General features: G+C 68.8%; 22 protein-coding genes. 17 read left to right on the forward strand and 5 right to left on the reverse strand.

The genetic code is table 11. The annotated features are described in order from the left end of the window. Positions 1 to 16 precede the first annotated feature (16 nt). The 5 genes from NI1_RS29780 (at position 17) to NI1_RS29800 (ending at position 6,694) form a co-directional block, all read left to right on the forward strand. Positions 17 to 442 (forward strand): DUF1707 SHOCT-like domain-containing protein, encoded by a 426-nt coding sequence (locus tag NI1_RS29780; protein WP_067827213.1) that lies wholly within the window; start codon positions 17 to 19, stop codon positions 440 to 442. A 27-nt stretch (positions 443 to 469) separates the two neighbouring features. After that, positions 470 to 997 carry a hypothetical protein gene (locus NI1_RS29785; RefSeq protein WP_067827216.1) on the forward strand — a complete coding sequence of 176 codons (528 nt, stop codon included), beginning with the start codon at positions 470 to 472 and terminating at the stop codon, positions 995 to 997. A gap of 60 nt (positions 998 to 1,057) precedes the next feature. After that, positions 1,058 to 2,161: a glycoside hydrolase family 43 protein gene (locus NI1_RS29790; RefSeq protein WP_169815651.1), complete on the forward strand. Its 1,104-nt coding sequence runs from the start codon at positions 1,058 to 1,060 to the stop codon at positions 2,159 to 2,161. Positions 2,162 to 2,180: 19 nt separating this feature from the next. Next, positions 2,181 to 5,957: an AAA family ATPase gene (locus tag NI1_RS29795; RefSeq protein ID WP_067827222.1), complete on the forward strand. Its 3,777-nt coding sequence runs from the start codon at positions 2,181 to 2,183 to the stop codon at positions 5,955 to 5,957. A gap of 80 nt (positions 5,958 to 6,037) precedes the next feature. Next, on the forward strand, positions 6,038 to 6,694 hold the full coding sequence (locus tag NI1_RS29800; protein WP_067827225.1) for an HAD family acid phosphatase: 657 nt from the start codon (positions 6,038 to 6,040) through the stop codon (positions 6,692 to 6,694). A 51-nt stretch (positions 6,695 to 6,745) separates the two neighbouring features. Here NI1_RS29800 and NI1_RS29805 read toward each other — a convergent pair whose 3' ends face one another. Then, entirely contained in the window at positions 6,746 to 7,489 is a 744-nt protein-coding gene (locus NI1_RS29805) for a TetR family transcriptional regulator (protein WP_067827228.1), read from the reverse strand. A gap of 96 nt (positions 7,490 to 7,585) precedes the next feature. Between NI1_RS29805 and NI1_RS29810 the strand changes: the two genes are divergently transcribed. Beyond that, entirely contained in the window at positions 7,586 to 8,779 is a 1,194-nt protein-coding gene (locus tag NI1_RS29810) for an FAD-dependent monooxygenase (protein WP_157535402.1), read from the forward strand. Here NI1_RS29810 and NI1_RS29815 read toward each other — a convergent pair whose 3' ends face one another. After that, complete coding sequence (locus NI1_RS29815) at positions 8,780 to 9,676, reverse strand: NmrA family NAD(P)-binding protein (protein WP_067827236.1); 897 nt, start codon at positions 9,674 to 9,676, stop codon at positions 8,780 to 8,782. Positions 9,677 to 10,019: 343 nt separating this feature from the next. Here NI1_RS29815 and NI1_RS29820 point away from each other — a divergent pair, with 343 nt between their 5' ends. The 3 genes from NI1_RS29820 to NI1_RS29830 all read left to right on the forward strand — a co-directional run bounded on the left by NI1_RS29820 (position 10,020) and on the right by NI1_RS29830 (position 12,714). Further along, positions 10,020 to 10,769, forward strand: coding sequence for a TetR/AcrR family transcriptional regulator (locus NI1_RS29820; protein WP_245663464.1), 750 nt, complete (start codon positions 10,020 to 10,022; stop codon positions 10,767 to 10,769). Positions 10,770 to 10,836: 67 nt separating this feature from the next. Continuing rightward, positions 10,837 to 12,198, forward strand: coding sequence for a hypothetical protein (locus tag NI1_RS29825; protein WP_067827238.1), 1,362 nt, complete (start codon positions 10,837 to 10,839; stop codon positions 12,196 to 12,198). 102 nt (positions 12,199 to 12,300) lie between these two features. Continuing rightward, on the forward strand, positions 12,301 to 12,714 hold the full coding sequence (locus NI1_RS29830; protein WP_067827241.1) for a hypothetical protein: 414 nt from the start codon (positions 12,301 to 12,303) through the stop codon (positions 12,712 to 12,714). Between the two features lie 103 nt (positions 12,715 to 12,817). Here the strand turns inward: NI1_RS29830 and NI1_RS29835 are convergent, their stop codons facing one another. Then, positions 12,818 to 13,414 (reverse strand): TetR/AcrR family transcriptional regulator, encoded by a 597-nt coding sequence (locus NI1_RS29835; RefSeq protein WP_067827245.1) that lies wholly within the window; start codon positions 13,412 to 13,414, stop codon positions 12,818 to 12,820. A gap of 92 nt (positions 13,415 to 13,506) precedes the next feature. On the opposite strand from NI1_RS29835, the gene NI1_RS29840 reads away from it, so the two are divergent. After that, positions 13,507 to 14,619 carry an FAD-dependent monooxygenase gene (locus NI1_RS29840; protein WP_067827248.1) on the forward strand — a complete coding sequence of 371 codons (1,113 nt, stop codon included), beginning with the start codon at positions 13,507 to 13,509 and terminating at the stop codon, positions 14,617 to 14,619. Positions 14,620 to 14,693: 74 nt separating this feature from the next. Here NI1_RS29840 and NI1_RS29845 read toward each other — a convergent pair whose 3' ends face one another. After that, positions 14,694 to 15,083: a DUF2237 family protein gene (locus NI1_RS29845; RefSeq protein WP_067827251.1), complete on the reverse strand. Its 390-nt coding sequence runs from the start codon at positions 15,081 to 15,083 to the stop codon at positions 14,694 to 14,696. Between the two features lie 208 nt (positions 15,084 to 15,291). On the opposite strand from NI1_RS29845, the gene ftsY reads away from it, so the two are divergent. The 7 genes from ftsY to NI1_RS29880 all read left to right on the forward strand — a co-directional run bounded on the left by ftsY (position 15,292) and on the right by NI1_RS29880 (position 24,638). Next, positions 15,292 to 16,950: a signal recognition particle-docking protein FtsY gene (ftsY, locus tag NI1_RS29850; RefSeq protein WP_439957318.1), complete on the forward strand. Its 1,659-nt coding sequence runs from the start codon at positions 15,292 to 15,294 to the stop codon at positions 16,948 to 16,950. A gap of 264 nt (positions 16,951 to 17,214) precedes the next feature. Next, on the forward strand, positions 17,215 to 18,519 hold the full coding sequence (locus NI1_RS29855; RefSeq protein ID WP_174564541.1) for an ammonium transporter: 1,305 nt from the start codon (positions 17,215 to 17,217) through the stop codon (positions 18,517 to 18,519). A 3-nt stretch (positions 18,520 to 18,522) separates the two neighbouring features. Further along, entirely contained in the window at positions 18,523 to 18,861 is a 339-nt protein-coding gene (locus tag NI1_RS29860) for a P-II family nitrogen regulator (RefSeq protein WP_067827260.1), read from the forward strand. Between the two features lie 109 nt (positions 18,862 to 18,970). Then, positions 18,971 to 21,439: a [protein-PII] uridylyltransferase gene (locus NI1_RS29865; RefSeq protein WP_067827262.1), complete on the forward strand. Its 2,469-nt coding sequence runs from the start codon at positions 18,971 to 18,973 to the stop codon at positions 21,437 to 21,439. 193 nt (positions 21,440 to 21,632) lie between these two features. After that, positions 21,633 to 21,944 (forward strand): hypothetical protein, encoded by a 312-nt coding sequence (locus NI1_RS29870; RefSeq protein ID WP_245663465.1) that lies wholly within the window; start codon positions 21,633 to 21,635, stop codon positions 21,942 to 21,944. Between the two features lie 100 nt (positions 21,945 to 22,044). Continuing rightward, entirely contained in the window at positions 22,045 to 23,613 is a 1,569-nt protein-coding gene (gene ffh, locus NI1_RS29875; protein WP_067827275.1) for a signal recognition particle protein, read from the forward strand. Positions 23,614 to 23,960: 347 nt separating this feature from the next. Further along, a complete protein-coding gene (locus NI1_RS29880) occupies positions 23,961 to 24,638 on the forward strand; it encodes a hypothetical protein (RefSeq protein WP_067827278.1) in 678 nt (225 codons plus the stop codon). Positions 24,639 to 24,868: 230 nt separating this feature from the next. Here the strand turns inward: NI1_RS29880 and NI1_RS29885 are convergent, their stop codons facing one another. Further along, on the reverse strand, positions 24,869 to 25,576 hold the full coding sequence (locus tag NI1_RS29885; protein WP_157535403.1) for a GntR family transcriptional regulator: 708 nt from the start codon (positions 25,574 to 25,576) through the stop codon (positions 24,869 to 24,871). Positions 25,577 to 25,629 lie beyond the last annotated feature (53 nt).

Genomic DNA, 25,629 nt, shown 5'->3' on the forward strand with positions numbered 1-25,629 from the left:
CGAGGAGGAGATCGACATGGACATCGCCACCGGCACCCGCGCCTCCGACGCCGAACGCGCCCAGGTCGCCGACCTGCTCGGCCGCCACCTCACCGACGGCCGCCTCGACCTCACCGAATACAACGAGCGCGTCGCCCAGGTCTACAACACCCCCACCCGCGAAGACCTGAACCTGGTCCTGAAGGACCTCCCCAAGCTCGCCAAAACCCCTGCGTCGCCCGGCAAACCGGCCCGCTTCCCCATCTGGCAGCAAATCGAAGGCTCCGCCTGGGTCGGCGTCGGCCTGCTCTGCCTCTTCATCTGGGCCGCGATCTCCGTCGCCGCAGGCGAATTCACCTACCCCTGGCCGCTGTGGGTAATCGGCCCGTGGGGCGCGGTCCTGGTGTTCCGAGTCGTCATGGGCTGGGAATCCAACGCCTACAAGCGGTACCGCACCCGCTGACCACTCCGCACCTCGCCGAGGCGAACCATGTACCCCGCCCTGCTGACCGCGCACATCCTGACCGGGACCGCCGGCCTATTGCTGGGCCCGGTCCTGGCCTGGTTCGACTTCCATCGCCCCGACAAGACCCACCTGGGCGCGTGGTACCTGGGAATCGTTGCGGCAGTGGCACTTACCGCCACGGCGCTGGTCGTCGTGCGCCGCACCGACCTCTGGTGGCTGGTTCCGGTATCCGTGCTCACCGTCGCCCTCGCCGTCCTGGGTCGGATCGCCGTCGGCCGCCCAGGCCCCTGGACCCACGCCTACGTCCACGGCCTCGGCGGCTCCTACCTCGCCCTCGTAACCGCCACGGTCGTAGTGAGTTTCGCCCTCGACGGCCCACTGCGCGGCCCGGCGGAACTCATCGCGTGGCTGGGCCCCACCATCATCGGCGTACCGCTGTTGGAAGTTTGGCGGCGTCGTCTCATGCCCTCGAATTCGGTTGATTCGGCTTGGCGGCAGCCGGACGGGCGGCGCGGCGAATCGCCGGGGAGCGCTGGTCTTTTCCCGGGGTGATTGAACTCGCGTCCAGTACTGCCGAGACTGAATTCTCGACGTTTGCTGGAGGCTATGGTGATGGGCTGGCGGGCAGTCTTGGGAGTTGCCGGTGCGCTGATCGTGGGTGTCTGCGCGCCAGTTGAAGCTGGTGGTTCACCGCCGGCGGCGGAATCCGGCACGTACAGCGAGGAGTTCGCCAATCCTGTGCTGGCGGCGGGCGCCGATCCGAGCATCGCCTATTACCAGGGGCGATTTCATTTGGTGCAGGGGGACTTCTACAACGACGACAATATTGTGATCCGGAGTTCGGCCACATTGGGCGGGCTGGGGGATGCCGAGGCCAAGGTGGTGTGGGAGCACGGGGCGTGCCCAGGGCCTGCCTGCACGAAGATCTGGGCTCCGGAATTGCAGCGGATCGGGGATCGGTGGTGGATCTACTTCGCGGGCCAGGAGGATGACCGCAACGAGAGCCATCGGATGTATGCGTTGCGATCCACGGGGGACGATCCGGCCGGGCCCTATGAATATCTCGGGCGGATGGAGTTGCCGGGCGGGTGGGCCATCGACGGCGTTCATATGCAATACGCGGGGGAGGGCTACTACCTCTGGTCTTGCCTCAAAGATCCCGAAGACACACGGGTGCAAGACATTTGCATCGTGAAGATGTCGGATCCGATGACGCCGGCGGGGGAGCCGGTTCATATCGCGACGCCGACGGCGGCTTGGGAGACGGTGCCCAATGACGTAGGGCTGTTGATCAACGAAGGGCCCGAGCCTCTGGTCGCACCCGACGGAAGGTTGTTCGTCAGCTTCTCCGCCAATGCCAGCTTCGACGACACCTACCGGATCGGCATGCTGGAGCTGGCGCGCGGCGGCAACCCCATGGACCCGGCGGCCTGGACCAAATCGGGCGGACCGGTGCTGCCGGGCGGACCGGGCGCGATCGCGCCGGGGCACAACGGGTTCCTGACCGTGGACGGCCGGCCGTGGATCACCTATCACGCCCGCCTCGAACCGAATACCGGCTGGGCGGGGCGCAGCGTGCGGGTGCAGCCCATGTATTTCGGCCCGGACGGCCGCCCGCAACTGGGTATGGCCTTCGGCCCGGACGCTCCCATCGTCGTCGGCGATCCGAAGACCGGGGGACGCGAACCCCGGCATACCTTCGGCAATCCGGGCTGACCGGGTAACCTGGCCGACTGTGCACCTGAAGAGTCTGACGCTGAAGGGGTTCAAGTCCTTCGCGTCCGCGACGACCCTGCGGCTCGAACCGGGCATCACCTGCGTGGTCGGTCCCAATGGGTCGGGTAAATCGAATGTGGTCGACGCGCTCACCTGGGTGATGGGTGAGCAGGGCGCCAAAGCGCTGCGGGGCGGGAAGATGCAGGACGTCATCTTCGCCGGCACCGCCGGTCGTGCTGCGCTGGGCCGGGCCGAGGTGACCCTGACCATCGATAATTCCGACGGTGCGCTGCCCATCGACTACGCCGAGGTGTCCATCACCCGCCGCATGTTCCGCGACGGCGCCGGCGAATACGAGATCAACGGCAACTCCTGCCGCCTGATGGATGTGCAGGAGTTGTTGAGCGACTCCGGCATCGGCCGCGAAATGCACGTCATCGTCGGCCAGGGCCAGCTCTCGGCCATTCTCGAATCGCGTCCCGAGGACCGCCGCGCCTTCATCGAAGAGGCCGCGGGCGTGCTCAAGCACCGGCGGCGCAAGGAGAAGGCGGTCCGCAAGCTGGACGCCATGCAGGCGAACCTGGCCCGCCTGACCGACCTCACCACCGAATTGCGCAGGCAGCTCAAACCACTCGGGCGGCAGGCCGAAGTGGCGCGGCGGGCGGCGACCGTGCAGTCCGAACTGCGCGATGCGCGCCTGCGGCTGGCCGCCGACGATCTGGTGTCGCGTCGCCGCGAGCTGGAGAGCCAGCAGAGCAAAGAGGCGTACGCCCGCGAGCAGCAGGTCACCGTGCAGGCCGAGCTGGATGCCGCGAATGCGGCGCTGGCACAGCAGGAATTCGAATTGTCGCGATTGACGCCCAGCGCGGAGGCGGCGGCGCAGACCTGGTTCCAATTGTCCGCGCTGACCGAACGCGTCAACGCCACCATCCGGATCGCCAAGGACCGCGCCCGCAACCTCACCATCGAGCAGCCCGCCGGCCTGGGCCGCGATCCGGAACAGCTGGAACGCGAAGCCGATCGGGTCGAGGCCGAAGAGGAAGAGCTGCTCGCCGCCGTCGAGATCGCCACCGAGACCCTGGAATCCGCGCGCGAAGCCCTGCACGAACGCGAACAGGCCGCCAAGGCCGCCGAACAGGCCCACCTCGCCGCCGTGCGCGCCATCGCCGACCGCCGCGAGGGCCTGGCCCGCCTCTCCGGCCAGGTCGACAGCCTGCGCATTCGCGCCCAGTCCGTGGACGGCGAGATCGCCCGTATCACCACCTCCATCGCCGAGGCCCGCGGCCGGGGCGAGGCCGCCGACGCCGAATTCGAGTCCGTGCAAAGCGAATTGGGGGAATTGGACGCGGGCGAGGAAGGGCTCGACCACCAATACGAGCACGCCGCCCAAGCCCTCGAACTGGCCGACCAGCGCGTCACCGAACTCCGTGAGAAGGACCGCGAAGCCAGCAAACGCGTCGCCTCGCTGACCGCCCGCATCGAAGCCCTCTCCATGAACCTGGCCCGCCGCGACGGCGCCGCCTGGCTGCTCGAACACCGCGCCGACGGCCTGCTCGGCCCCCTCTCCGGATTGATCCGCGTGCACGGCGGTTTCGAAGCCGCCGTCGCCGCCGCCCTCGGCCCCCTCGCCGACGCCGTCGCCGCCGACACCGGCCCCTCCGCCCACGCCGCCGTCCGCGCCCTCAAGGAAGCCGATGGCGGGCGGGTCGCCCTCGTCTACGCGGGCGCACCCGACCCGAACGGCGCTGCGGCCCAAGCGGACCCGGGCCGCATACACGTCGATTCGGCAGGTCTTTCCGGTGGCGGTGCCGCTGCCGTCGGCAGTTCTGCGAGTGCGGCTGACGTAACCGGCGCCGGTGCGGCCGAAGCGAATCCGACCGGTGGTCTTTCCGGCGCGCGCGCCGTGGACCCACGTCCGGGCGGAGCCCTGCCCGGGGGTGCGCGGTGGCTGGCGGAAGTGGTCGAGTGCCCGGCGAATATGCGCGGCGCGATCGCGGCACTGACGGCCGGGATCGCGGTGGCTGACGATCTGGCCGCGGCCGCTCAGGTCATCGCGGCGCGGCCGGAGCTCCGCGTCGTCACCCGCGAAGGTGATGTCACCGGCAGCGGATGGGTGCTCGGCGGGTCCGATCGTGCGCCCAGCCAGCTCGAGGTGCAGGCCGAGATCGATTCCGCCAAGAGCGAATTGGCTTCCTGGCAGCGGACCGCCGAAGAGCTCGAGGCGGCGCTGTCGGGGGCGCTGGCCGAGCAGACCGATCGCAAGGAAGCCGTCGATCACGCGCTGCTGGCGCTGCACGAATCCGATCAGGCGCTGGTCGCCATCTACGACCGGCTGGGGCGGCTCGGGCAGACGGCGCGCAATGCGCAGCGTGAATGCGATCGGCTGATCGCGCAGCGCGAGCAGACCGAAGCGGGGCGCGGGGAGACGCTCGCGAAGCTGGCCGAGCTCGAAGAGCGGCTGCGGCGCGTGGAACTCGAAGAGGCCGGGGGAGACCAGGAATCGGCGGGCACCGAGGCCGCCGCGCTCATGCGCGAGGATGCCGCGGCCGCGCTGGCCGAGGCCCGCACCATGGAGGTCGAGGCCCGGCTGGCGGTGCGCACCGCCGAGGAGCGCGCGGAATCGGTGCGCGGCAAGGCGGATTCACTGCGCCGGGCCGCGCGGGCCGAACGGGAGACGCGGGCGCGGGCCGAACGCGCGATGGCGGCGCGGAAGCAGGCATCCGAGGTCGCCGCGGTGGTGGCGCGCTCGGCGGAGCAGGTCGCCGAGCAGCTGGAGCAGGTGGTCGCCCAGGCGGCCGCCCGCCGTGACGAATTGGTCCGGCGCCGCACCGAATTCGCGGCGCAGGTGGATCAGACCAAGGAACGCGCCCGGCTGCTCACCGCCCAGCTCAACCAGTTCACCGAGGCCGTGCATCGCGACGAGGTGGCACGCGCGCAGGCGGCACTGCGCATCGAGCAGATCGAGACCACCATCGCCGAAACCTTCGGTGTGGCATTGGAAGACCTGATCGCCGAATACGGTCCGGACGTGCCCATGCCGCCGACCGCGCTGGAGATGATCGAATACGAGCAGGCGCGCGAACGCGGCGAGGACGTCCGCGAACCGCAGCCCATGCCCTACGACCGCACCACCCAGGAGCGGCGCGCCAAACGCGCCGAGAAGGACCTCACCACGCTCGGCAAGGTGAATCCGCTGGCGCTGGAGGAGTTCGCGGCCCTCGAGGAGCGCTACAACTTCCTCGCCACCCAGCTCGAGGATGTCAAGAAGGCCCGGCAGGACCTGCTGGACGTGGTAGCCGAGGTGGATGCCCGCATCCTCCAGGTCTTCACCGATGCCTACGAGGATGTGGAGCGCGAATTCGTCGGCGTCTTCGGCAAACTCTTCCCCGGCGGTGAAGGCCGGCTGCTGCTGACCAACCCGTCCGACATGCTGACCACCGGCGTGGAAGTCGAGGCCCGCCCGCCGGGCAAGAAGGTCAAGCGCCTGTCGCTGCTCTCCGGCGGTGAGAAGTCGCTGACCGCGGTCGCCCTGCTGGTCAGCATCTTCCGCGCCCGCCCCTCACCGTTCTATGTGATGGACGAGGTCGAAGCCGCGCTGGACGACACCAACCTGCGCCGGCTCATCGGCCTGTTCGAGCAGCTGCGCGAGAAGAGCCAGCTGATCGTGATCACCCACCAGAAACCCACCATGGAGATCGCCGACGCGCTGTACGGCGTCAGCATGCGCGGTGACGGCATCACCCAGGTGATCTCGCAGCGCATGCGGGGCGAGAACCTGGTGGGGGCGCCCGCGTAGGGCAAATCGGTTCCCGCTCAACGGGAAATATCTGAAACATGATCACGTAAGAGCAGCTCGGCGGATAGCGTCCCGGAGTCATGAGACGCTCTATCGCAGGTGTTGCCCTCGGAATCACCGTCGCCCTCGCCGTGCCGGCCACCGCCCTCGCCGACAGCGGATCCTCCTCGCTGTCCGGCGGCACCGGATCCGCCTCCGGCTCCGGCGGTTCGGGCTCCTCTTCGCTGTCCGGCGGCGGCAGCAAGCCCGCCTACAGCCAGTGGATCGCCGACGTCACCACGGTCGTCAACGAGGCCAAGGCGTACCTGTCCACCCGGCTGCCCGCCAGTGGTAAGCCCGCCATCGTGCTGGATATCGACAACACCTCGCTGGAGACCAGCTACAACCCGGCCCCGATCACACCCGCCATCGCACCCGTGCTGGCGCTCACCCAGTGGGCCAAGAGCCAGGGCGCGGCAATCATTTTCGTGACCGGGCGGCCGTCGCTGATGAACGTCTACACCCAGATCAACCTGACCTCGGTCGGCTACACCGTCGACAAGCTGTACGGCGGCGGGCTCACCACCGGGTCCGCGGGCGCCACCGCGCTGGAGACCTACAAGACCGGCGCGCGCACCGAGATCGAGAGCCTGGGCTACACGATCGTCGCCAATATCGGCAACAGCGCTTCGGATCTCGCGGGCGGGCACGCCGAACGCGGCTTCAAACTGCCCGATTACGACGGTGCGCTGAACTGACGGTCGCAGCTGTCTCTTGAATGTTTTTTCGAGACATCGGGAACCCGGGTCTCAGTCACCGCCCGGCGCGGTGAGATGGCGGTACAGCGTGGCGCGGGAGACGCCGAGTTCGGCGGCGATCTCCGCCATGGTGTAGTCCCCCGAATCTCGCATGCGCCGGGCGGTTTCGGCCATTTCGGGGGATACGGCGGCGGGCCGGCCGCGGCCGGCAGGGGGCGCCGGGTCGGCCGCGACCGTTCGATGACGGGGCAGGTCAGGGGCGGGCGAGCCCAGTAATCGCCGCACGCCGTCCAGGATCGCCGCCCGCAGTTCGGCGGGCGGGTGGTCGGCGAAGATGGTGACGGGATCGCTGAGCGCCGCATAGACCTGGGCTGCGCGCACCCGATCGGTGAAATCGGCTCCGGGACCGGCGATCAGGTCCTGGGCGGCCAGTGCGAAATCGCGTAGCCGCAGGTAAGTGGTGTTGTCGGAGGACAATGCTTCGTCCTGCATGTGCATGCGGAGCAATTGGCTGTGGGTGAACCAGACGTCGAGCAGCCCGCTCACCAGACCCCAGCGCCGCGCCTCGGCCGAGGGGAGTTCCCGCACCGATGCGAGCAGCGCTTCGGAGTCGGCCAGCAGCGGTTCCGCCAGGGCGGCGACGATATCGGTCTTGCTCGGGAAATGGTAGAGCACGGCGGTTTTCGTCAAGCCCACGTCCGCGGCGATCTCGCGCACCGAGACGGCGTGGAAGCCGCGCTCGGCGAAAAGGTCCAGCGCGGTCGCCAGGATGCGGGCACGCGAGTCGTCGGTCACAGCATCCGATGCTACCCCCTTGACTGACCGGCGGTCAGTGACTTACCTTCAAATCACTGACCAGGGGTCAGTAATTATGAGACACGGGGAGTGGTCATGAAGAACGAACGGATTCTCATCGCCGGCGCCGGCATAGCCGGACTGACCCTGGCGTACTGGCTCGCCCGGCACGGGTTCCGGCCCACCGTCGTCGAGCGGGCGACGCGGTTGCGCACCGGCGGACAGGGCGTGGACATCCGCGCCGAGGCCATCGAGATCGTCGAGCGGATGGGTCTGCTGGATGAGATACGCGCGGCGGCAACCGATGTCACCGGCATGCGGTTCGTCGACGCGGCCGGCGGCGAACTCGCTCGCATCGACATGCGCGCCACCAGGGACCGGTCCGGCAGCGCGGAAGTGGAGATCATGCGCGGCGACCTGGTGCGTATGCTGCACGACGCCGCCTCCGGCACAGTCGAATTCCGCTTCGGTGACTCGATCACCGCCCTCGCGCAGGATGCCGACGGCGTCACCGTCACCTTCGAACACGGCGAACCGCAGCGCTTCGACCTGGTCGTCGGCGCCGAAGGGTTGCACTCGGCGGTCCGGCGGCTCGCCTTCGGGCCCGAATCCGAATTCGTGCAATACCGTGGGCATTACTTCGCCTTCGGCAATGCCGACGCCGCACTCGGGCCGGATCGGTGGGTGACCATGCACAACCCGGAACCCGGCCGGATGGTCGGCGTCTATCGATCCGGAAACCACCCGCAAGCCAAGGCGTACTTCATGTTCCGGAGCCCGGAGCTCGATTACGACTATCGCGACCCGGAATCCGCGCGCCGACTGCTGCGCGCACACTTCGCCGCTGAAAACGGCTGGCAGGCAACGCAATTGCTGGCGGACGCCATGGCGGATCCCGAACTGTACTTCGATGCCCTCGCCCAGGTGCGAATGGATACCTGGTCGACGGGCCGCGTGGCGCTGGTAGGCGACGCCGCCTACTGTGCCTCCCCGGTCTCCGGCGCCGGCGCGGAGCTCGCCATAGTCGGCGCATATCGCCTCGCGACCGAATTGGCCTCGGCGGCAGGCGATTTCCGCACCGCCTTCCCGCGGTACCGGCAGGCGCACCACCCGCTCGTCGTCCGCAAACACAAAGTCGGGGCGAACTTGCGGTTGATGGTGCCGGTGTCGCGGTGGGGTATGTGGGCGCGGAACGTGGTGCTCCGGGTCACCGGATTTCTCCTCCACTTTCAACCCCCGTTCGTCGGAATAGTGACCGAGGAGGCCGAAAGTGGAGCAAAACTCCGGTGACTACTTCAGCACCTCCTTGATCCGTGCCGCACCCGACTCCGCCAGCCACTCGTCGAAGGTGCGCAGACCCGGCAGCAGTTCGCGCAGCGCGGGAATGTCGGCGTGCCAGCCCTCGTCGGCTCGCGACATCTTCCAGACCTGGTGCATCTGCTCGCCGAGGGCGATCGCGTCCGCCTCGGCGAGCTCCCGGTAGTGAATCCGCCGGCCGACGGCGGCGCTGATGGCGGCGGCCGCCGCGACCGGGGTCGGGTCGTCGCCGGCCAATTCCAGCACGCGGCCATGGAATTTCGCCGGCTCTTCGAAGGCGGCGACGGCGAAGGCGGCGACGTCGCCGACCGCGATCACCTGCAACGGCCGGTCGCCCGGGAAGACGTGCAGGTGCACATCGCCGTCGCGAATGCCGTCCACCGGAGTGCCTTGGAAGAGGTAGTTCTCCATGAATCGCACCGGACGCAGGATCGTCCACTGCGATCCGCCGGCCCGCACCGCGTCTTCGATGCGGCGCTTGCCGTGCACGCCCCAGACCCCTTCGCGCTTGAACGAGGCAATCCCGGTGAAGACGATGGTCTTCACTCCGGCTGCCTTGGCGGCGGCCACCATTCGTTCGCCGCGCTCGGCCTCCAGCTCGGCATCCCAGCCGGTCGGCCCGTAAGTGGCGGGCGGGACCAGGAACAGCGCCCCGGCCCCGGCCACCGCCGCCTCGACCGACGCCGCGTCGTCGAAGTCGCCCACCGCCAACTCGGCCCCGGCGGCCCGCAACTCCTGCGCGGCAACCGCTTCCGGATCACGAACCAGCACGCGCACCCGCCGCCCCGCCGCCAGCAACTGCCGGGCGGTCGCACCACCCTGCTTGCCGGTGGCGCCGGTGACCAGTACGAGATCGCTCTGTACAGACATGTTCGCCCTGTCCTTCGGTAGTATTCGGGTCGGTCGACCCGTATCCGGACGCTATGCCGCGCCGAACCGGGCGGCCAGCGCCGGAAAAGGAAGCCGTAACGAAATGACCGCACCCGCACCGCGATCCAGCACTCCGCGCATCCCCGGCGCACCGTCCGGATCGAACCGCACCGCATCGACGGTGGCCGGGCCGAGCTCATTTGCCGCCGCGCATCGGGTGGAAACGCCCGCCGGGACATCGCGCGCGCCAGCCGCATCGACTGCCGTTGGGCGGCCGGAAATCTCGGGCGGGGGACCGCACGGGAACACCACGCCGGCAGCGCCTTCCGCCGGTGGGGCGCGGGTGGACGCGCGGCGGAATCGGGCGCTGGTGCTGGCGGCGGCGCAGCGGGCGCTGGCGGAGGAGGGCACGGGGGTTTCGCTGGCGGAGATCGCGCGGCGAGCCGGGGTCGGGGCGGGGACGGTGCATCGGCATTTCCCCAGTAAGACAGCGCTGCTCGAAGCCGTCATGCAGCAGCGGCTGGATCGGTTGACCGCGTTGGCCGTCGGGTATCGGGGGGCGCCGGATGCCGGGGTGGCGTTCTTCGCGTTCTGCACCGAGGTGGTGGCGTCTACGCCGCGCAATCAGGCGTTGTGCGACATTCTCGAAAAAGACGGCTGGCCAAGGGAATTGATGCGGGAGGCGGGGGAGCGGTTTCATCTGGCGCTGGTGGACCTGCTGGCGGCGGCACAGGCGCAGGGGGCGGTGCGCGCGGATGTCACCATCGCCGATGTGCTGGCGTTGTTCACCGGATGCGTTGCCATTCAACGGTTGCCGGGGAGCGGGCCCGGATTGGCGCGCGGAGTGACCCTGGTGCTCGATGCGCTGCGGGCCGCACCGGTGAACGCCGGCGTTACGAAACCCGGAACTTCCGTTGTATGGCGTGACGAAACCGGGGGTGGTTCCGTTACGGCCGATGCGCACTGCCCGGTCTGCGCGACGCTGATCCGGCACAGCGGGACCGGTCGGCCCGCTCGCTACTGCTCGCCCGCCTGCCGTCAGAAAGCACACCGCCGCCGCCACTCTCCGGCGGCCGTGATCGAAAACTGCTGACAGAGAGATGAACTCGTGACCCGCGATGGGGGCGGGAAACCGAGGGGTGCGGCGTTAGGCTCCCAGCGTGGTGTGGGTTTCGGCGGTGGCTTTCGGTGTGGCTTGGTGGCTCGGTTTGTATCTGTTGGCGCGAGATACGCGAAAACCGGTGCTGTGCAGAGCCGGAGCCGGACTGCTGGCCTATGCGGCAGCGGTGATCGCGGATGCTCTGGCCGCCGATACCGCCTGGTTCGACGGCGTGCGGATCGTGCTGGTCTGCGTGCCCGCGCTGGCCTGGAGCGGCGTGCTCATCCGATTGCTACCCGAGCGCTGGGCAGATCGAGTGGACCGGCTGTGGCGGCTGGTGCTGATTCCGGTATTCGTGGCATTGGCCATGCCGGCGGCGGCCGGGCTGATGCCGGTCGCGTATCTGCTCGGCACGCTGATGATTCTGGTGCTGCTCGGTTCGCTGCTGGCCATCCTCGGGCAGCACTCCGAATGGGCCGATGACGCCAGGCGATCGGTGGCGGGACTGCTCACGGTCGGGGCGCTCATGTTCGGGCTCAGCGCGGCGCTGATCCTGCTCGGGTTCAACGTGCTGCCGCGCACCGCGATGCTCTCCGGCGTCGCGGTGGATCTGGTGCTGCTCGGCATCGGCATCGCGGTGCTGGACGCCTTCGACGAAGGCGAAGCGCTGCGCGCGGATATGACGCGCTCACTGCTGGTGTCGGCGGCGACGGCGACCGTGTTCGGCGGGCAGGCGGCCGTCGCCATCGTGTTGACGGGGGAGCGAACCGCCCTGGTGGCCTTGCTGTTCGGCGCGGTCGGGGCGGCCATCGCCCTACAGGTGCTGAACGCGCCCTTGCAGGCGGGCGTGGATCGGCTGGCCTTCGCCTCCGCCCCCGAACTGCGGGAGGCGCGCACCGAGCTGCGGGAGGCCGCGGACGCGCTGCCGCGCAAGGACACCGAGACCGGGCTGGCGGCGCTCGGCGAGGAGGAATTCGCGCGGCTCACCCGGCGCGCGCTCAGCCATTACGCCGATCTGGGCAAGCTGGTCTCCAATCCGCTGGTCGATCTGCCCGTCATCGACTCCCGGCTGCGCGGCCGGGACCCGGTCGGCCCGCTGGATCGCGCGACCGAACTCAAAGCGCTGCTGAGCGAGAGCATCACCGCCTTGAAACCGCGCACCGGCGCGGACTTCGGCACCAGCGAGGAGTGGCGGCACTACAACTCGGTCTACTTCTATTACGTGGCCGGCATCCGCCCGTACAGCGTCCGCACCAAGCGCACCGACCTGGATCCGGTCTCGCGCAAAGCGCTGACCTGGTTCGTCGATCAGGTTCCCGAACGCACCCTGCACAACTGGCAGAACGCGGCAGCCAAGCTCATTGCCGCGCAACTGCGTTCGAGCCTCGACAGCGTGCCGACCAGCATCCGGAAAGTGTCCTGACCAGCGGCCGGCAGTAGTTTGCAGGCATTGGCGTGGTCATGGCAGCGCCCGCCGGGCCACCTTCGGAGCAGCACGAATCACCGAAGGAAGGACCTGATTCCGATGACCACCGCCACCGCTCCCACCGCCCGCCGCATCGCCGGCCTGACCCCCCTGCGCCTGGCCTACGAGGCCGACGGCATCGCCACCCTGCTCTCCGGCGTCGCGATCACCGCCCTTGCCGCCGTGCTGGATTCGCCCCTCGGCCTCTCCGTCGAGGTGCTGCTGGCCACCGGCGTCTTCTTCATCGCCTACGCGGTCTGCGTGCTCGTAGTGGCCACTCGCCGCGTCATCCCGCGTCGCCCAGCCGCGATCATCGCCGGGGTCAACATCTTCTGGACCGTCGACAGCCTGGTCACCCTGGCCGCCGGCTGGCTGCATCCGACCGCCCTCGGCACCGCGGGCATTCTCTTCATCGCCGCCTTCACCGCCGCGATGGCCGCCGCGCAGCTCTGGACCCTGCGCACCGAGCGCTGACCCGCTCGGCCCGACGCCGCCCGGCATTGCCGCCGGGCGGCGTTTCGCGTCGGACGAACCGCGACCGAGTCCGCTGTCCCGGGTCGCGACCCGGCCCCCAACGCTATTCGTGGGTCGCCGCCCGCTGCCCGGGCGGCCTCAGGCCGTCCAGGACGATGCGCAGTACCCGGGCGGCGGCTGCCGGGTCCGGGTCGCCCGGGCCGGTGTAGACCTGGAGGGTCATCAGCAGCTTGACGTCGTCGGCGGGGATGTCGGCGCGCAGATCGCCTGCGGCGCGGGCTTGTTCGATCATTCGATCGATCCGGTCGGTGAGCCGGTCGCGGACCTCGTGCAGGTCGGCGTGGACCTTGATGGCGCGGTGCAGGGTGGGCTCGATAGCGGAAGCCAATGCGCCCAAACGTAGTTCGAGACATTCGCCCAGAAAGCGGGTGAGCGCGGCCCAGGCCGTGGGTTCCGCGTCGGACGCCGCGGTCGCCAGGTCGGCGAGCCGGGACAGGTGGGCGTGTGAGACGCCGACGATCAGCGCGTCCCGGTCCGGGAAGCGGCGGTAGAGGGTGCCGACTCCGACGCCGGCGCGGTCGGCGATCTCCTTCATCGGCACCTCGGTGCCGTGATCCCGGAACGCGTCGAGGGCGGCGTTCAGGATCTGATCCCGATTACCGCGGGCGTCGGCGCGCAGTTGCTCGGCCGTGGTCCTCACCTCCGAAGAATAAGTGGACGAAATTCTTCCGTTTAGCGTAGCATCGAGCTAAGCGGACGGAATTCGTCCACTTATGAGCCGAGGTGGTAGTCATGAGCGCATCCGTACTGATCTCAGGAGCCGGTATCGGGGGCTCGACGCTGGCGTACTGGCTGGGGCGCAACGGGTTCGACGTGACCGTGGTCGAACGCGCCGCCGGGCAGCGCTCCAGCGGGAACCCGATCGATGTGCGCGGAGCGGCGTGGCGGGTGGTCGAGGAGATGGGCGTGCTGCCCGAATTGCGTGCGGCGGCAACCCATGTCGACCGGCTGACCTTCGTCGATGCCGCCGGGCGGCGAAAGGCGTCGATGCGCACCGCGGGCGGGCGCGGAGCGGCGAGCGGCGAAGTCGAGCTGGCGCGTGCGGAATTGGCGGCTATCCTGCTGGAATCGGCCGAGGGGCAGGCCCGGATGTTCTGGGGTGACAGCATTTCCGGCCTCGAGCAGGACGAATCCGGGGTCGATGTCACCTTCGAGCATGCCGCGCCCGCCCGCTTCGACTACGTGGTCGGCGCGGACGGACTGCACTCCACCGTGCGCCGCCTGGTCTTCGGAGCGGAGCGGGATTTCGTGCGGCACATGGGAATGTACGTGGCCACGCTGCCGGTGGACCGGACCTTCGGCGGCGACCGCGAGGTCGTCATGTACAACGAGCCCGGCCGGTCGGTCTCGGTGCATCCGGCGGGCGGAAAGCCCCTCGCCGCCTTCATGTTCCGTGCCGCCGCCGTGCCGGACTACGACTATCGCGACACCGCCCAGCACAAGCGGCTGGTGCTCGATGCCTTCGACGGCCGCACCGGAATCTTCGGCGACCTGCTCGATCAGGTCCGCGCCGCCGGGGACCTCTACTTCGATTCCGTCAGCCGAGTCTCCTTGCCGCGCTGGACGGCAGGGCGTGTCACCCTGCTCGGTGACGCCGGCTCCAGCCTGTCCCTGTTCGGCGACGGCTCCAGCCTCGCCATCGCGGGCGCGCACACCCTCGCCGCGGAGCTGACCCGGACGCCCGGTGACCCCGGCGCGGCGCTGTACCGCTACGAACAGCGGCAACGCGAACTGTCCAAGCCCGCGCTGCGGGGCTTCCGGACCGCGGGCGCGCTCATTGTCCCCGCCTCACGTGTCGCGATCGCCTTGCGCGACACGGCGATCCGCGTCCTGCCTCAGCGGTGAGCCGATATCGGCGCGGCGTTCACCACCGATTCGGTCGACCGTGATCCGTGGTGTGCCCCCGCAGCTGTGACCGGCTACAGCAGGTCGCTGACGTCGTCCGGGACGTCGACCGCGTACTTGCGCAGCGTCTCCATCGGCACCACCTCGAGGGCGTTCTCGTGGGTGGCGGCCAGCACCACCGGCGCCGCCACCCCGTCCTCGTGGGCGTGCAGCCAGCGCACCGCCACCACGCACCAGCGGTCGCCCGGCTGTAGTCCGGGGAAGTTGTTCTCCGGGCGCGCGGTGATCAGGTCGTTGCCGATCGATTTCTGATGCTCCAGGAATTCCGCGGTTACAACGGTGCAGACGGTGTGGCTGCCAAGATCTTCGGGGCCGGTGCTACAGCATCCGTCCCGGTAAAAGCCGGTGAGAGGATCGGTGCCACACTCCTCCAGCGGTCCCCCAAGCACATTTCGATCGGTCACGTCGCCGATCCTATTGTCTCGGTGTCGCATTCGCCGCTCCTTCCGCACTGTGGTGCGATGTTGAGCAAACCGGTCGGTCGTTGTCCCGATTGGGCCGGCTTGCTCCGGCGTGTCCATAGCCGATGCGTACCCGATGTGTGTTAGACGACACTGCTCCGAAACCCGTCGGTAGGTGTGTGAATCCGGCAACTCGGAGGGTTCTGAAAGGATGGGACACGTGACTGCACAAGCTTGGATCCTCATCGCCGCGATCGCCGCGGTGCTGCTCGTGGCGTTCGTATCCGGATTCGTCCTCTACAAGCGCCGCCGCATCTCGCTCACCCCGGCGGCTCGCGAGCAGCAGGAGCTGCCCGACCGGTCGGGTGGATACACGGCTGGCGGCGGATTCAGCTTCAGCGAAGGCGGCGGCGCGGCCACCCTGCCCAAACCCAAGCCGAAGCCGGAACCGGTACCGCTGCCCGTCGAGCGCACCGACGACGAGGGCCAGCCGCACATCGGCGACGACGCGGCCGTCCCGCGCGACTCCGGCAAACGCAGCATTCACGACGTTCGCCTCCCTGAACCCGAGCTCGGCCCCGAGCGCCCGGCGGCCGAGGAGGACGCGGCACCCGCAGTCACGCCCGAGGTAGCCGCCGAAACCCCCGCCGTCGTCGAGGTCACGGTCGAGGAAGTGGTCGTCGAGACCCCGGCCGGTACGGAGATCGTCGAGGAGATCGTGGTCGAGGCGGAAGCCCCGGCCGCACCTGCCGAACCGACCGCTCCGTCCGAGTCGAGTGGAACCGCCGCTCCGGCCGCGACTTCCGCGCCCACGGCACCGGCCGAGACCGGTCCCTCCGCCGCGGCTGCTGCCGCCGCTGCGGCGGTTGCGCCGAGTGAAGCCGCTCCGGCCCCGGCCGAAACCGCCGTGCCGCCCACGAGTGCCCCCACCCCCGTGGTCCCGGAGATCGACCCCACCACCGGTCGCCTCACCCGCCTGCGCGGCCGCCTGTCCCGCTCGCAGAACGCCGTCGGCAAGTCCCTGCTGGGCCTGCTCGGCGGTGGCGATCTGGACGAGGACTCGTGGGAGGAGATCGAGGACACCCTCGTCATGGCCGATCTCGGCACCGCCTCCACCGCCGCGGTGGTCGAGCGCCTGCGTGAGGAGATGGCCTCCCGCAGCGTCCGCACCGCCGCCGAGGCGCGGGAAGTGCTGCGCGACGTGCTGATCGAGGCGCTGCGCCCGGAGCTGGACCGCTCGATCCGGGTACTGCCGCACGACAATCGCCCGTCGGTGACCCTGGTCGTCGGCGTCAACGGCACCGGAAAGACCACCACCACCGGCAAATTGGCGCGCGTGCTCGTCGCCGACGGCCGCCGCGTCCTGCTCGGCGCCGCCGACACCTTCCGCGCCGCCGCCGCCGATCAGCTCCAGACCTGGGGCGAGCGGGTCGGCGCGGAGACCGTGCGCGGCAAGGAGGGCGCCGACCCGGCCGCCGTGGCGTTCGACGCGGTGAGCGCGGGCATCGATCGCGGTGTGGACGTGGTGCTGGTGGATACCGCCGGCCGCCTGCACACCAAGACCGGCCTGATGGACGAGCTCGGCAAGGTCAAGCGCGTCGTGGAGAAGAAGGCTCCGGTCGACGAGGTCATCCTGGTGCTCGACGCCACGGTCGGGCAGAACGGTCTGATGCAGGCCAAAGTCTTCGCCGATGTCGTCGATATCACCGGGGTTGCCCTGACGAAGCTGGACGGTACTGCCAAGGGCGGCATCGTGTTTCAGGTGCAGGAACAACTCGGCGTTCCAGTAAAACTGGTCGGTTTGGGTGAGGGCGCGGATGACCTAGCTCCCTTCGAGCCCGGCGCGTTTGTCGACGCCCTCCTCGGATAACCACCTCTCACCTGCTTAGATACGGGTGAACAAGATCTACCTCACAACATGGTCGAAACATCGGTGCGGGTTCGGAAACGTGACTGCAACAGTGCAATCTCATCCGTTCACCTAGGTGAAACGCCGCAGGCTCACGGATGAAACACCAACTGAGGAACCTCATTGCAGGCTCGTTCTCGCCGTTGAGGCGGAGCCCGAGATGAGGAGGAAATTCAGGTGGCGTTCCCCGTAATCGGCGCACCCGACGCCGGAGACACGGCATGGATGCTGGCCAGTTCAGCGCTCGTGCTTTTGATGACACCCGGTCTGGCATTTTTCTACGGCGGCATGGTCCGCTCGAAGAACGTGCTGAACATGATCATGATGAGCATCAGCGCAATGGGCGTGGTCACCGTCCTGTGGGTGCTCTACGGATACTCGATGGCGTTCGGCGACGACAAGTCGAACCTGTTCGGTGATCCGGCCCAGTACTTCGGGCTCAAGAGCCTGATCGGCGGCACCTACCTGACCAGCGCAGCCGACGCTTCGGTCAAGGTCGGAATCCCGCTCGCCGGAACCATTCCCGCCACGGTCTTCGTGGCCTTCCAGCTCATGTTCGCGATCATCACGGTCGCCCTCATCTCGGGTGCGGTCGCCGACCGCCTGAAGTTCGGCTCCTGGCTGCTCTTCGCCGCCGTCTGGTCGACCGTCGTCTACTTCCCGGTCTCGCACTGGGTCTTCGCCTTCGACGGCGTCACCGGTGAGCACGGCGGCTGGATCGCCAACAAGCTCAAGGCCATCGACTTCGCCGGCGGCACCGCGGTCCACATCAACGCCGGTATCGCCGGCCTGGTGCTGGCCATCGTCCTCGGCAAGCGCAAGGGCTGGCCGCAGACCCCGATGCGCCCGCACAACCTGCCGTTCGTGATGCTCGGCGCGGGCCTGCTGTGGTTCGGCTGGTACGGCTTCAACGCCGGTTCCGCGGTGGGCGCCAACGGCATCGCCGGTGCGACCTTCATCACCACCACCGTCGCCACCGGTGCGGCCATGCTCGCCTGGCTGCTGGTGGAGAAGGTCCGTGACGGACACGCCACCTCGCTCGGCGCCGCCTCCGGTGTGGTCGCCGGTCTGGTCGCCATCACCCCCTCCTGCTCCTCGGTCAACGTCGTCGGCGCGCTCGCCATCGGCGTCGTCGCCGGTGCGCTCTGCGCCCTGGCCGTCGGCCTGAAGTTCCGCTTCGGCTTCGACGATTCCCTGGATGTGGTCGGTGTGCACCTGGTCGGCGGTATCGCCGGCACCCTGATGGTCGGCCTGGTCGCCGCCCCCGAGGCCCCGGCCGCGGTCAAGGGTCTGTTCTACGGCGGCGGCTTCGATCAGCTGATCAAGCAGGCCGTGGGAGCCGGTGCGGTACTTGCCTTCTCGGGCATCGCGACGCTGATCATCGCGCTCGCCATCAAGTTCACCATCGGCCTCCGCGCGGACGACGAAGCGGAGTTCGTGGGCATGGACGAGTCCGAGCACGCGGAATCGGCATACGATTTCGCTGCTGTGGGTGGTGCGGCGCGCACCGCCGCCGTCAAGGAGGCATGACGCATGAAACTGGTTACTGCAATCGTCAAACCGTTCACGCTCGAGGACGTCAAGTCCGGGCTGGAGCAGGCGGGCGTGCTCGGCATGACCGTCAGCGAGGTCCAGGGTTACGGCCGCCAGAAGGGCCACACCGAGGTCTATCGCGGCGCCGAGTACTCGGTCGACTTCGTTCCCAAGGTCCGGGTCGAGGTGGTCGTGGACGACGCCTCCGTCGAGAAGGTCGTCGAGGTGATCGTCGAGGCGGCGCGCACCGGCAAGATCGGTGACGGCAAGGTCTGGGTCACCCCGGTCGAGGGCGTGATCCGGGTTCGCACCGGCGAACGTGGGTCCGACGCCCTCTAAAGAGGATCGATCGAGCGGCGGCCCCGCTCCCGCCGGACACGTCAGGACCGGTTGGGAGGGGGCCGCTTTCGATTCACCGATAAGTGCACATCGAAGGCAGAGGTGGGTTGTGGGTTTCCAGCAGGCGCGCGATGACAATGTCGCAAACGGCGCGAAAGTCTCCAACGGAGCTTCGGACCTGGTCCGGGCCCGCAACCAACTGCTCGAAGAGGCGGGTGGCATCGGCGGGAACGGGCGCGGCGCGCGCCTGGATACCGAAGCCTTACGACAGGCCATGGTGGATCTCTACGAATTGTGGCTCACCACCAAGGGGCACGAGGTCGGCATCACCGCCGACAGCGGCCTGGCCATCGTGGCGGTCGGCGGTCTGGGCCGCCGGGAAATGCTGCCCTACTCCGATCTGGATCTGGTGCTGCTCTACGACGACGTCGATCCGAAACGGGTCGCCGAGGTCGCCGATCAGCTCTGGTATCCGCTGTGGGACGCCCACATCAAGCTCGACCACAGTGTGCGCACGGTGCCACAGGCGCTGCGCGTCGCCGCGGACGATCTGACCGCCGCGCTGGGCATGCTCGAAGCCCGGCACATCGTGGGCGACGAAGGACTCAGCAATCTGCTGATCAGCGGGGTTCGGCGGGATTGGCGCACCGGGATCCGCTCCCGCTTCGACGCCCTGATCGCCCAGACCGAAACCCGGTGGCGGCGTAGCGGAGACGTCGCGCACCGCGCCGAACCCGATCTCAAGAACGGGCGCGGCGGACTGCGCGACATCCAGCTGTTGGATGCCCTCGCCATCGCACAACTGACCGACGCCATGCCGGGGCTCGGTCCGGATGTGCCCGGCGGCGGGCTGAAACTGGCGCATCGCCGCCTGCTGGATGTGCGCACCGAATCGCATCGGGTCGCGGGCCGGGCCCGGGACCAGTTGCGGGCACAGGACGCCGACGAGATCGGTGCCGCCCTGCGCCTCGGAGATCGGTTCGACCTGGCGCGCACGCTCAGCGACGCGGCGCGCACGGTCAGCTACTCCACCGACGTCGGTCTGCGGACCGCCGCCAACGCGCTGCCGCGGCGCGGGCTCGCGCGCTTGCGCCGCATGCCGGTACGCCGACCACTCGATGAGGGGGTGGTCGAGCACGCCGGTGAAGTGGTGCTCGCACGGGATGCCCGCCCGCAGCGCGACCCGGGGCTGATCCTGCGGGTGGCCGCGGCCTCGGCGCAGACCGGATTGCCCATGTCGGCAACGACTTTGAACCGGCTCTCCGAGGACGCGCCCGAGCTACGCGAGCCGTGGCCCAAGGACGCCCTCAACGACCTGCTGGTCCTGCTGGGCGCGGGCCGCGGCACCATCGACGCCATCGAAGCGCTGGACCGTACGGGGCTGTGGGGGCGGCTGTTCCCGGAATGGGGTGTGGTGCGCGATCTTCCGCCGCGCGACGCGATGCACACCTGGACCGTGGATCGCCATCTCATGGAGACCGTGGCGCAGGCCAGCGCCCTGTCCACCCGGGTTTCGCGCCCGGATCTGCTGCTGCTGGGCGCGCTGCTGCACGATATCGGCAAGGGGCGCACCGAGGATCACAGTGTGGTCGGGGCGGAGCTGGCCGTCTCCATCGGCAAACGGCTCGGGCTCTGGCCCTCGGATGTGCGGACCCTGTCGATGATGGTCCGCCAGCACCTGCTGCTGCCCGACACCGCGACGCGCCGCGATATCGCCGATAACGACACCGTGAAAATGGTGGTGGAGGCCCTCGACGGCGATCCGCAATTGCTCGAACTGCTGCACGCGCTCGCCGAAGCCGATTCCCTCGCCACCGGGCCCGGTGTCTGGAACGATTGGAAGGCCTCGCTCATCGGAGATCTGGTGCGGCGCTGCCGGATCACCATGGCGGGCGACGAATTGCCCGAACCCGAACCGATTCCGGAGGATTTGCGCAAGCGCGCGGAAAACGGTGGCGTGCACGTGGAGTTGAAACCGGGGGAGGGGCGCTACAACCACGTGGTCACCATTGTCGCGCCGGACAATCCGGGTCTGCTCTCCGATGCGGCCGGCGTGCTGGCGCTGCATTCGCTGCGCGTGCTCTCGGCGGATCTGGCGAGCGTGGGCGAATCCGCCATCGACACCTTCGTGGTCGCGCCGCGTTTCGGAAATCCGCCCGATCCGGGGCTGTTGCGCCAGGAATTGATCCGGGCCATCAATGGCGATCTGGATCTGGTTTCGGTGCTGGCGCGCAAGGAACGCGAACAGGGCGGCACCCAGCCCAGCCCGTTCGCGCAGGCCCAGCCGCGGGTGATCTGGTCCGAAACCACCGAACCCGGCCGGGTTTTGCTGGAATTGCGCGCCGAGGACCGGATCGGATTGCTGTCCCGGCTGGCCGCCGCGCTCGCCGAATCCGGCGCGAATGTGTGCTGGGCGAAAGTGGTCACGCTCGGCACGGCCGTCATGGACACTTTCTGCCTCGATCTCGGGGCCGCCGACACGCCGGAAAGGCGAGCGGAAATCGCGGCGGCGGTGTTGGCGGTGGTGCCTCCGCAACAACCGAAGAAAACGCCCGAATCGGACACCGAAAACGGATAGACCTCGGTTTTCTGAATGGTCGCCATGATGCTGGATTGGCTGGCAAACCGCACGTTTGCCAGTTAATCCGATCGTTGCGAGCAATTTGCTGAAATACCGGTCGAGTGATCGGAGTCACACCCTAGTATTCGCGTTTGGGCCTGCACGGCCTGAAAAAACACCTGAGTTGTCGCGAGCACGAGGGGAGCAGTCGGTGGCAATCGAAGTCGTATCCGCGTCCATGATGACGAGCGATCTGACCCAGCACATCGCCCGCTGCGTCGGCGGCGACCGCTGGGTGGTGTCCTGGCTGCCCGGCCGCACCCTTTCCGGGCAGCAGGCGGTGACCGCCATGACCATCGCATCGAACGTCGCGGGCGCGCCGCCGACCGACATCGAATGGGCCGTATTGGACGGCCTGGCCCTCGAACTCGGGCTCACCGGACGGGAAGCCGTGTGGATGGTGCAGACCGAGCAACACGATCTCCGCCGCCCGGCCCCGCGGCCCGGTCCCCGCCTGGAATGAGCGCGCCGAGCCGCTGGTGACGGTGGTCGGCGTCCCATCGGCTCGCGCGGCCCACTACCCTGGTATCTCGAGTGACGTCCCTCGAGATACAGGAGCATCGGTGTTCGAATCCCTTTCCGACCGGTTGGCCGGTGCCCTCAAGGATCTGCGCGGCAAGGGACGCCTGTCACCGGCGGATATCGATGCCACCGCCCGTGAGATCCGGCTCGCCCTGCTCGAAGCCGACGTGGCGCTGCCGGTGGTGCGCAGCTTCATCGCCCGCGTCAAGGAACGTGCCAAGGGCGCCGAGGTCTCCCAGGCGCTGAATCCGGCGCAGCAGGTCGTCAAGATCGTCAACGACGAACTGGTCACGATTCTCGGTGGCGAGACCCGGCGTCTGCGGTACGCCAAGAACCCGCCGACCGTCATCATGCTGGCCGGTCTCCAGGGTGCCGGTAAGACCACCCTCGCGGGCAAGCTCGCCAAATGGCTGAAGGGGCAAGGGCATACGCCCTTGCTCGTCGCCTGCGACCTCCAGCGGCCCGGCGCGGTCACCCAGCTCCAGGTGGTCGGTGAGCGCGCGGGCGTGCCCGTATTCGCCCCGCACCCCGGCACTTCCATCGGCGGCGGCGACAATCCGCTCGGCATCACCGCTTCCGATCCGGTCGACGTGGCGCGCTCGGGTATCGAAGAGGCCAAGCAGAAGCAGTACGACGTGGTCATCGTCGACACCGCCGGCCGCCTCGGCATCGACGCCGAACTGATGGCGCAGGCCGCGGGCATCCGCGATGCCGTCAACCCCGACGAGACCCTGTTCGTCCTCGACGCCATGATCGGCCAGGACGCGGTCTCCACCGCCGAAGCCTTCCGCGACGGCGTCGGCTTCACCGGTGTCGTGCTCACCAAGCTCGACGGCGACGCCCGCGGTGGTGCCGCGCTGTCGGTGCGTGAGATCACCGGCCAGCCCATCCTTTTCGCCTCCACCGGCGAGAAGCTGGAGGACTTCGACGTCTTCCACCCCGACCGTATGGCCTCGCGCATCCTGGGCATGGGCGACCTGCTCACCCTGATCGAGCAGGCCGAACAGGTCTACGACGCCAAGCAGGCCGAGGAGGCCGCCCGCAAGATCGGCTCCGGTGAGCTGACCCTGGAGGACTTCCTCGAGCAGATGCTGGCCATCCGCAAGATGGGCCCGATCGGCAACCTGCTCGGCATGCTGCCGGGCGCGGGGCAGATGAAGGACGTGCTCGCCCAGGTCGACGACAAGCAGCTGGACCGGGTACAGGCCATCATTCGCGGTATGACCCCGGCCGAGCGCGACAACCCGAAGATCATCAACGCGTCTCGCCGCCTGCGCATCGCCAATGGTTCCGGCGTCAGCGTCTCCGACGTCAACCAGCTGGTGGACCGCTTCTTCGAGGCCAAGAAGATGATGGGCATGATGAGCCGCCAGTTCGGCATGCCGGGCGCGCGCGCCAACAAGGGCAAGGGCAAAGGCAAGAAGGGCAAGAAGGGCGGACGCGGTCCGACCCAGCCGAAGCTGCGCGGTGGTTTCCCGGGAATGCCCGGCCTGCCCGGTGGGATGCCCGCCGGTATGCCCGACATCTCCAACCTGCCCGCGGGCCTCAACGAACTGCCGCCGGGGCTGGAAGGTTTCGACCTCTCGAAGCTGAAGTTCCCCAAGCAGTAACGGATTTCGCGGTATCAGGGGCGGCTCACGTGGTGAGGCGCCCCTGATTCATTGCGGGCCAAGCGGATTCCCATCGCTGTGTGGGCGCAACGGGGTGTAGACGACCATCCCCTTCGCGGGGCGAGCGGCACGCCGACTTCCTGGTCGGCTCCGCCATCCCGTGCGCATCACCCGGTAGGCCGCCACCGACCGCGCTGCGGCGCGGACCCGCTGTTCATCCGGTGTCGCCGCCGGGCCGTTCGCCGAGCCGCCGGGCACGGACCGACCTCACGGTCCTCGGACGATGCCTCCGCCGCCGCCCCGGAACGGATCCCGCACGCGGCGGCGCGGAGTGCAATCATGGGGTTGTGGATGCGGCGCGGTCGGACGATCAGAGCGAGGGTGCCCCGGCGCCTCTCGAGCAGCGGATCGAGGAGCTGCGGCGGCGCGAGGTGGCGCTGACCCGCCGTGAGACCGCCGCCGACACTCGCGAACACTCCGCCGACCGCCGTGACGCCGACGCCGCCGCCCGCGAACGATCCGTCGACCGACGCGAAGCCTTCACCGACTCCCGGGAACAATTCGCCGATCGCCGGGAGGCGGCGGCCGATGAGCGGGAGATAGATTTCGAAGTGCGCGAGACCTCCGCCGCCGCCCGCGAGCAGGTGGCCGACCGGCGGGAAGTGGCCGCCGACAGCCGTGAGCAGCTTGCCGATCGGCGGGAAGTGGCCGCTGACAGCCGCGAACAGCTCGCCGATCAGCGGGAAGACGATGCCGACGATCGCGAGGAACAGCTGGACGTGTGGGAGCGTTCCCTCGATCGAGGTGCCGGTCCGGAGGATCGCAGCACGCCGGCGTTCGAACAGGGCTCACCGGAATCGAAGGATTCGGCCCGCTCCACCGCAGCCGGCGCCGCCCGCCTCGACCGCAGCGCGGCCGCCCGCGCCCGCACCGCCGCGCGAAATCAGCGGCAGCAGAGCGAGATCGACCGCGCCGGTGCGGAAACCCTGCGGCACATTTCCCGCACCACTCCGCTGCCGGATTGATCGGGTGGCGCGCCCCGATTCCAGGTGATGACGCCGACGCTCGGAACGCGAGCTACTCGCCTGTCGTCCGGTGCCGGCGGTGAAACCCGCTGCCCATCGAGAACACGGCCGCGGGCATCGCCTGGTGAGTTTCCCTCGAACAGCGGATAGGCTGGGCCGCAGACGAATTCGTGTCGTCGCACCTCGAGTCCGTTGGATGAGAACAGCTTTCGGTGCTGTCGCGGTGTGATTCAGGCCGGGTTGGGGCGGCGGCGCCGCCTGCCCTTGGCGATGGTCTCCGGGTCGAAATCGGGGGTGGACCAGGATTCGGCCAGGGCGATGCTGATTTCGCGGCCGGCGGTGACGTGGGCGAAGGCGCTCGCGGCGGCGTCTTCGGATCGGCCGGTGGCGATCAGTTCGTACATGGTCTCGTGTTCGGAGCGTTGCTCGGCGGCATCACGAGCATTGGTGAGGTGGAACAGCCATTCGGTCAGTGCGTCCAGTGGGCGCATCTGAGCGCTGAGCAGCGGATTGCCGGCCAGCTCGACGATGGCGGCGTGGAACGCGGCATTGGCGGTGGCGATGCGTCGCAGATCGCCGGAGGCGGTGGCCGCGCGGGCGGCTTCCAGGGCGGTTCGCAACAGCGGCAGGGTTTCGGGTCCGGCTTTGGCGGCCGCCAGCCGGGCGGCCAGGGGTTCCAGGGCTTCGCGGACGTCGAACAGATCGCGGACGTCGGTGGGGGTGAAGGGGGCGACCAGCGCGCCCTTGCCGGGCACCAGCAGCACCAGGCGTTCGGCGGCCAGCATGCGGAGCGCTTCGCGTAACGGGATGCGGGAAACCTCCAGCTCGGCCGCGAGATCGCGTTCCACCAGGCGCTGGCCGGGACGCAGTTCGACGCCGACGATGCGCTGCTTGATGGTCGTGTAGGCGTGATTGCGGAGGGACCCGGGTACCGGCACAAGGATTCACAGTATCGCTCCACGCCAGCGGTTTTCCGGAACCGGAATATGCG

The sequence above is a fragment of the Nocardia inohanensis NBRC 100128 genome, assembly GCF_001612945.1.
Taxonomy (GTDB): domain Bacteria; phylum Actinomycetota; class Actinomycetes; order Mycobacteriales; family Mycobacteriaceae; genus Nocardia; species Nocardia inohanensis.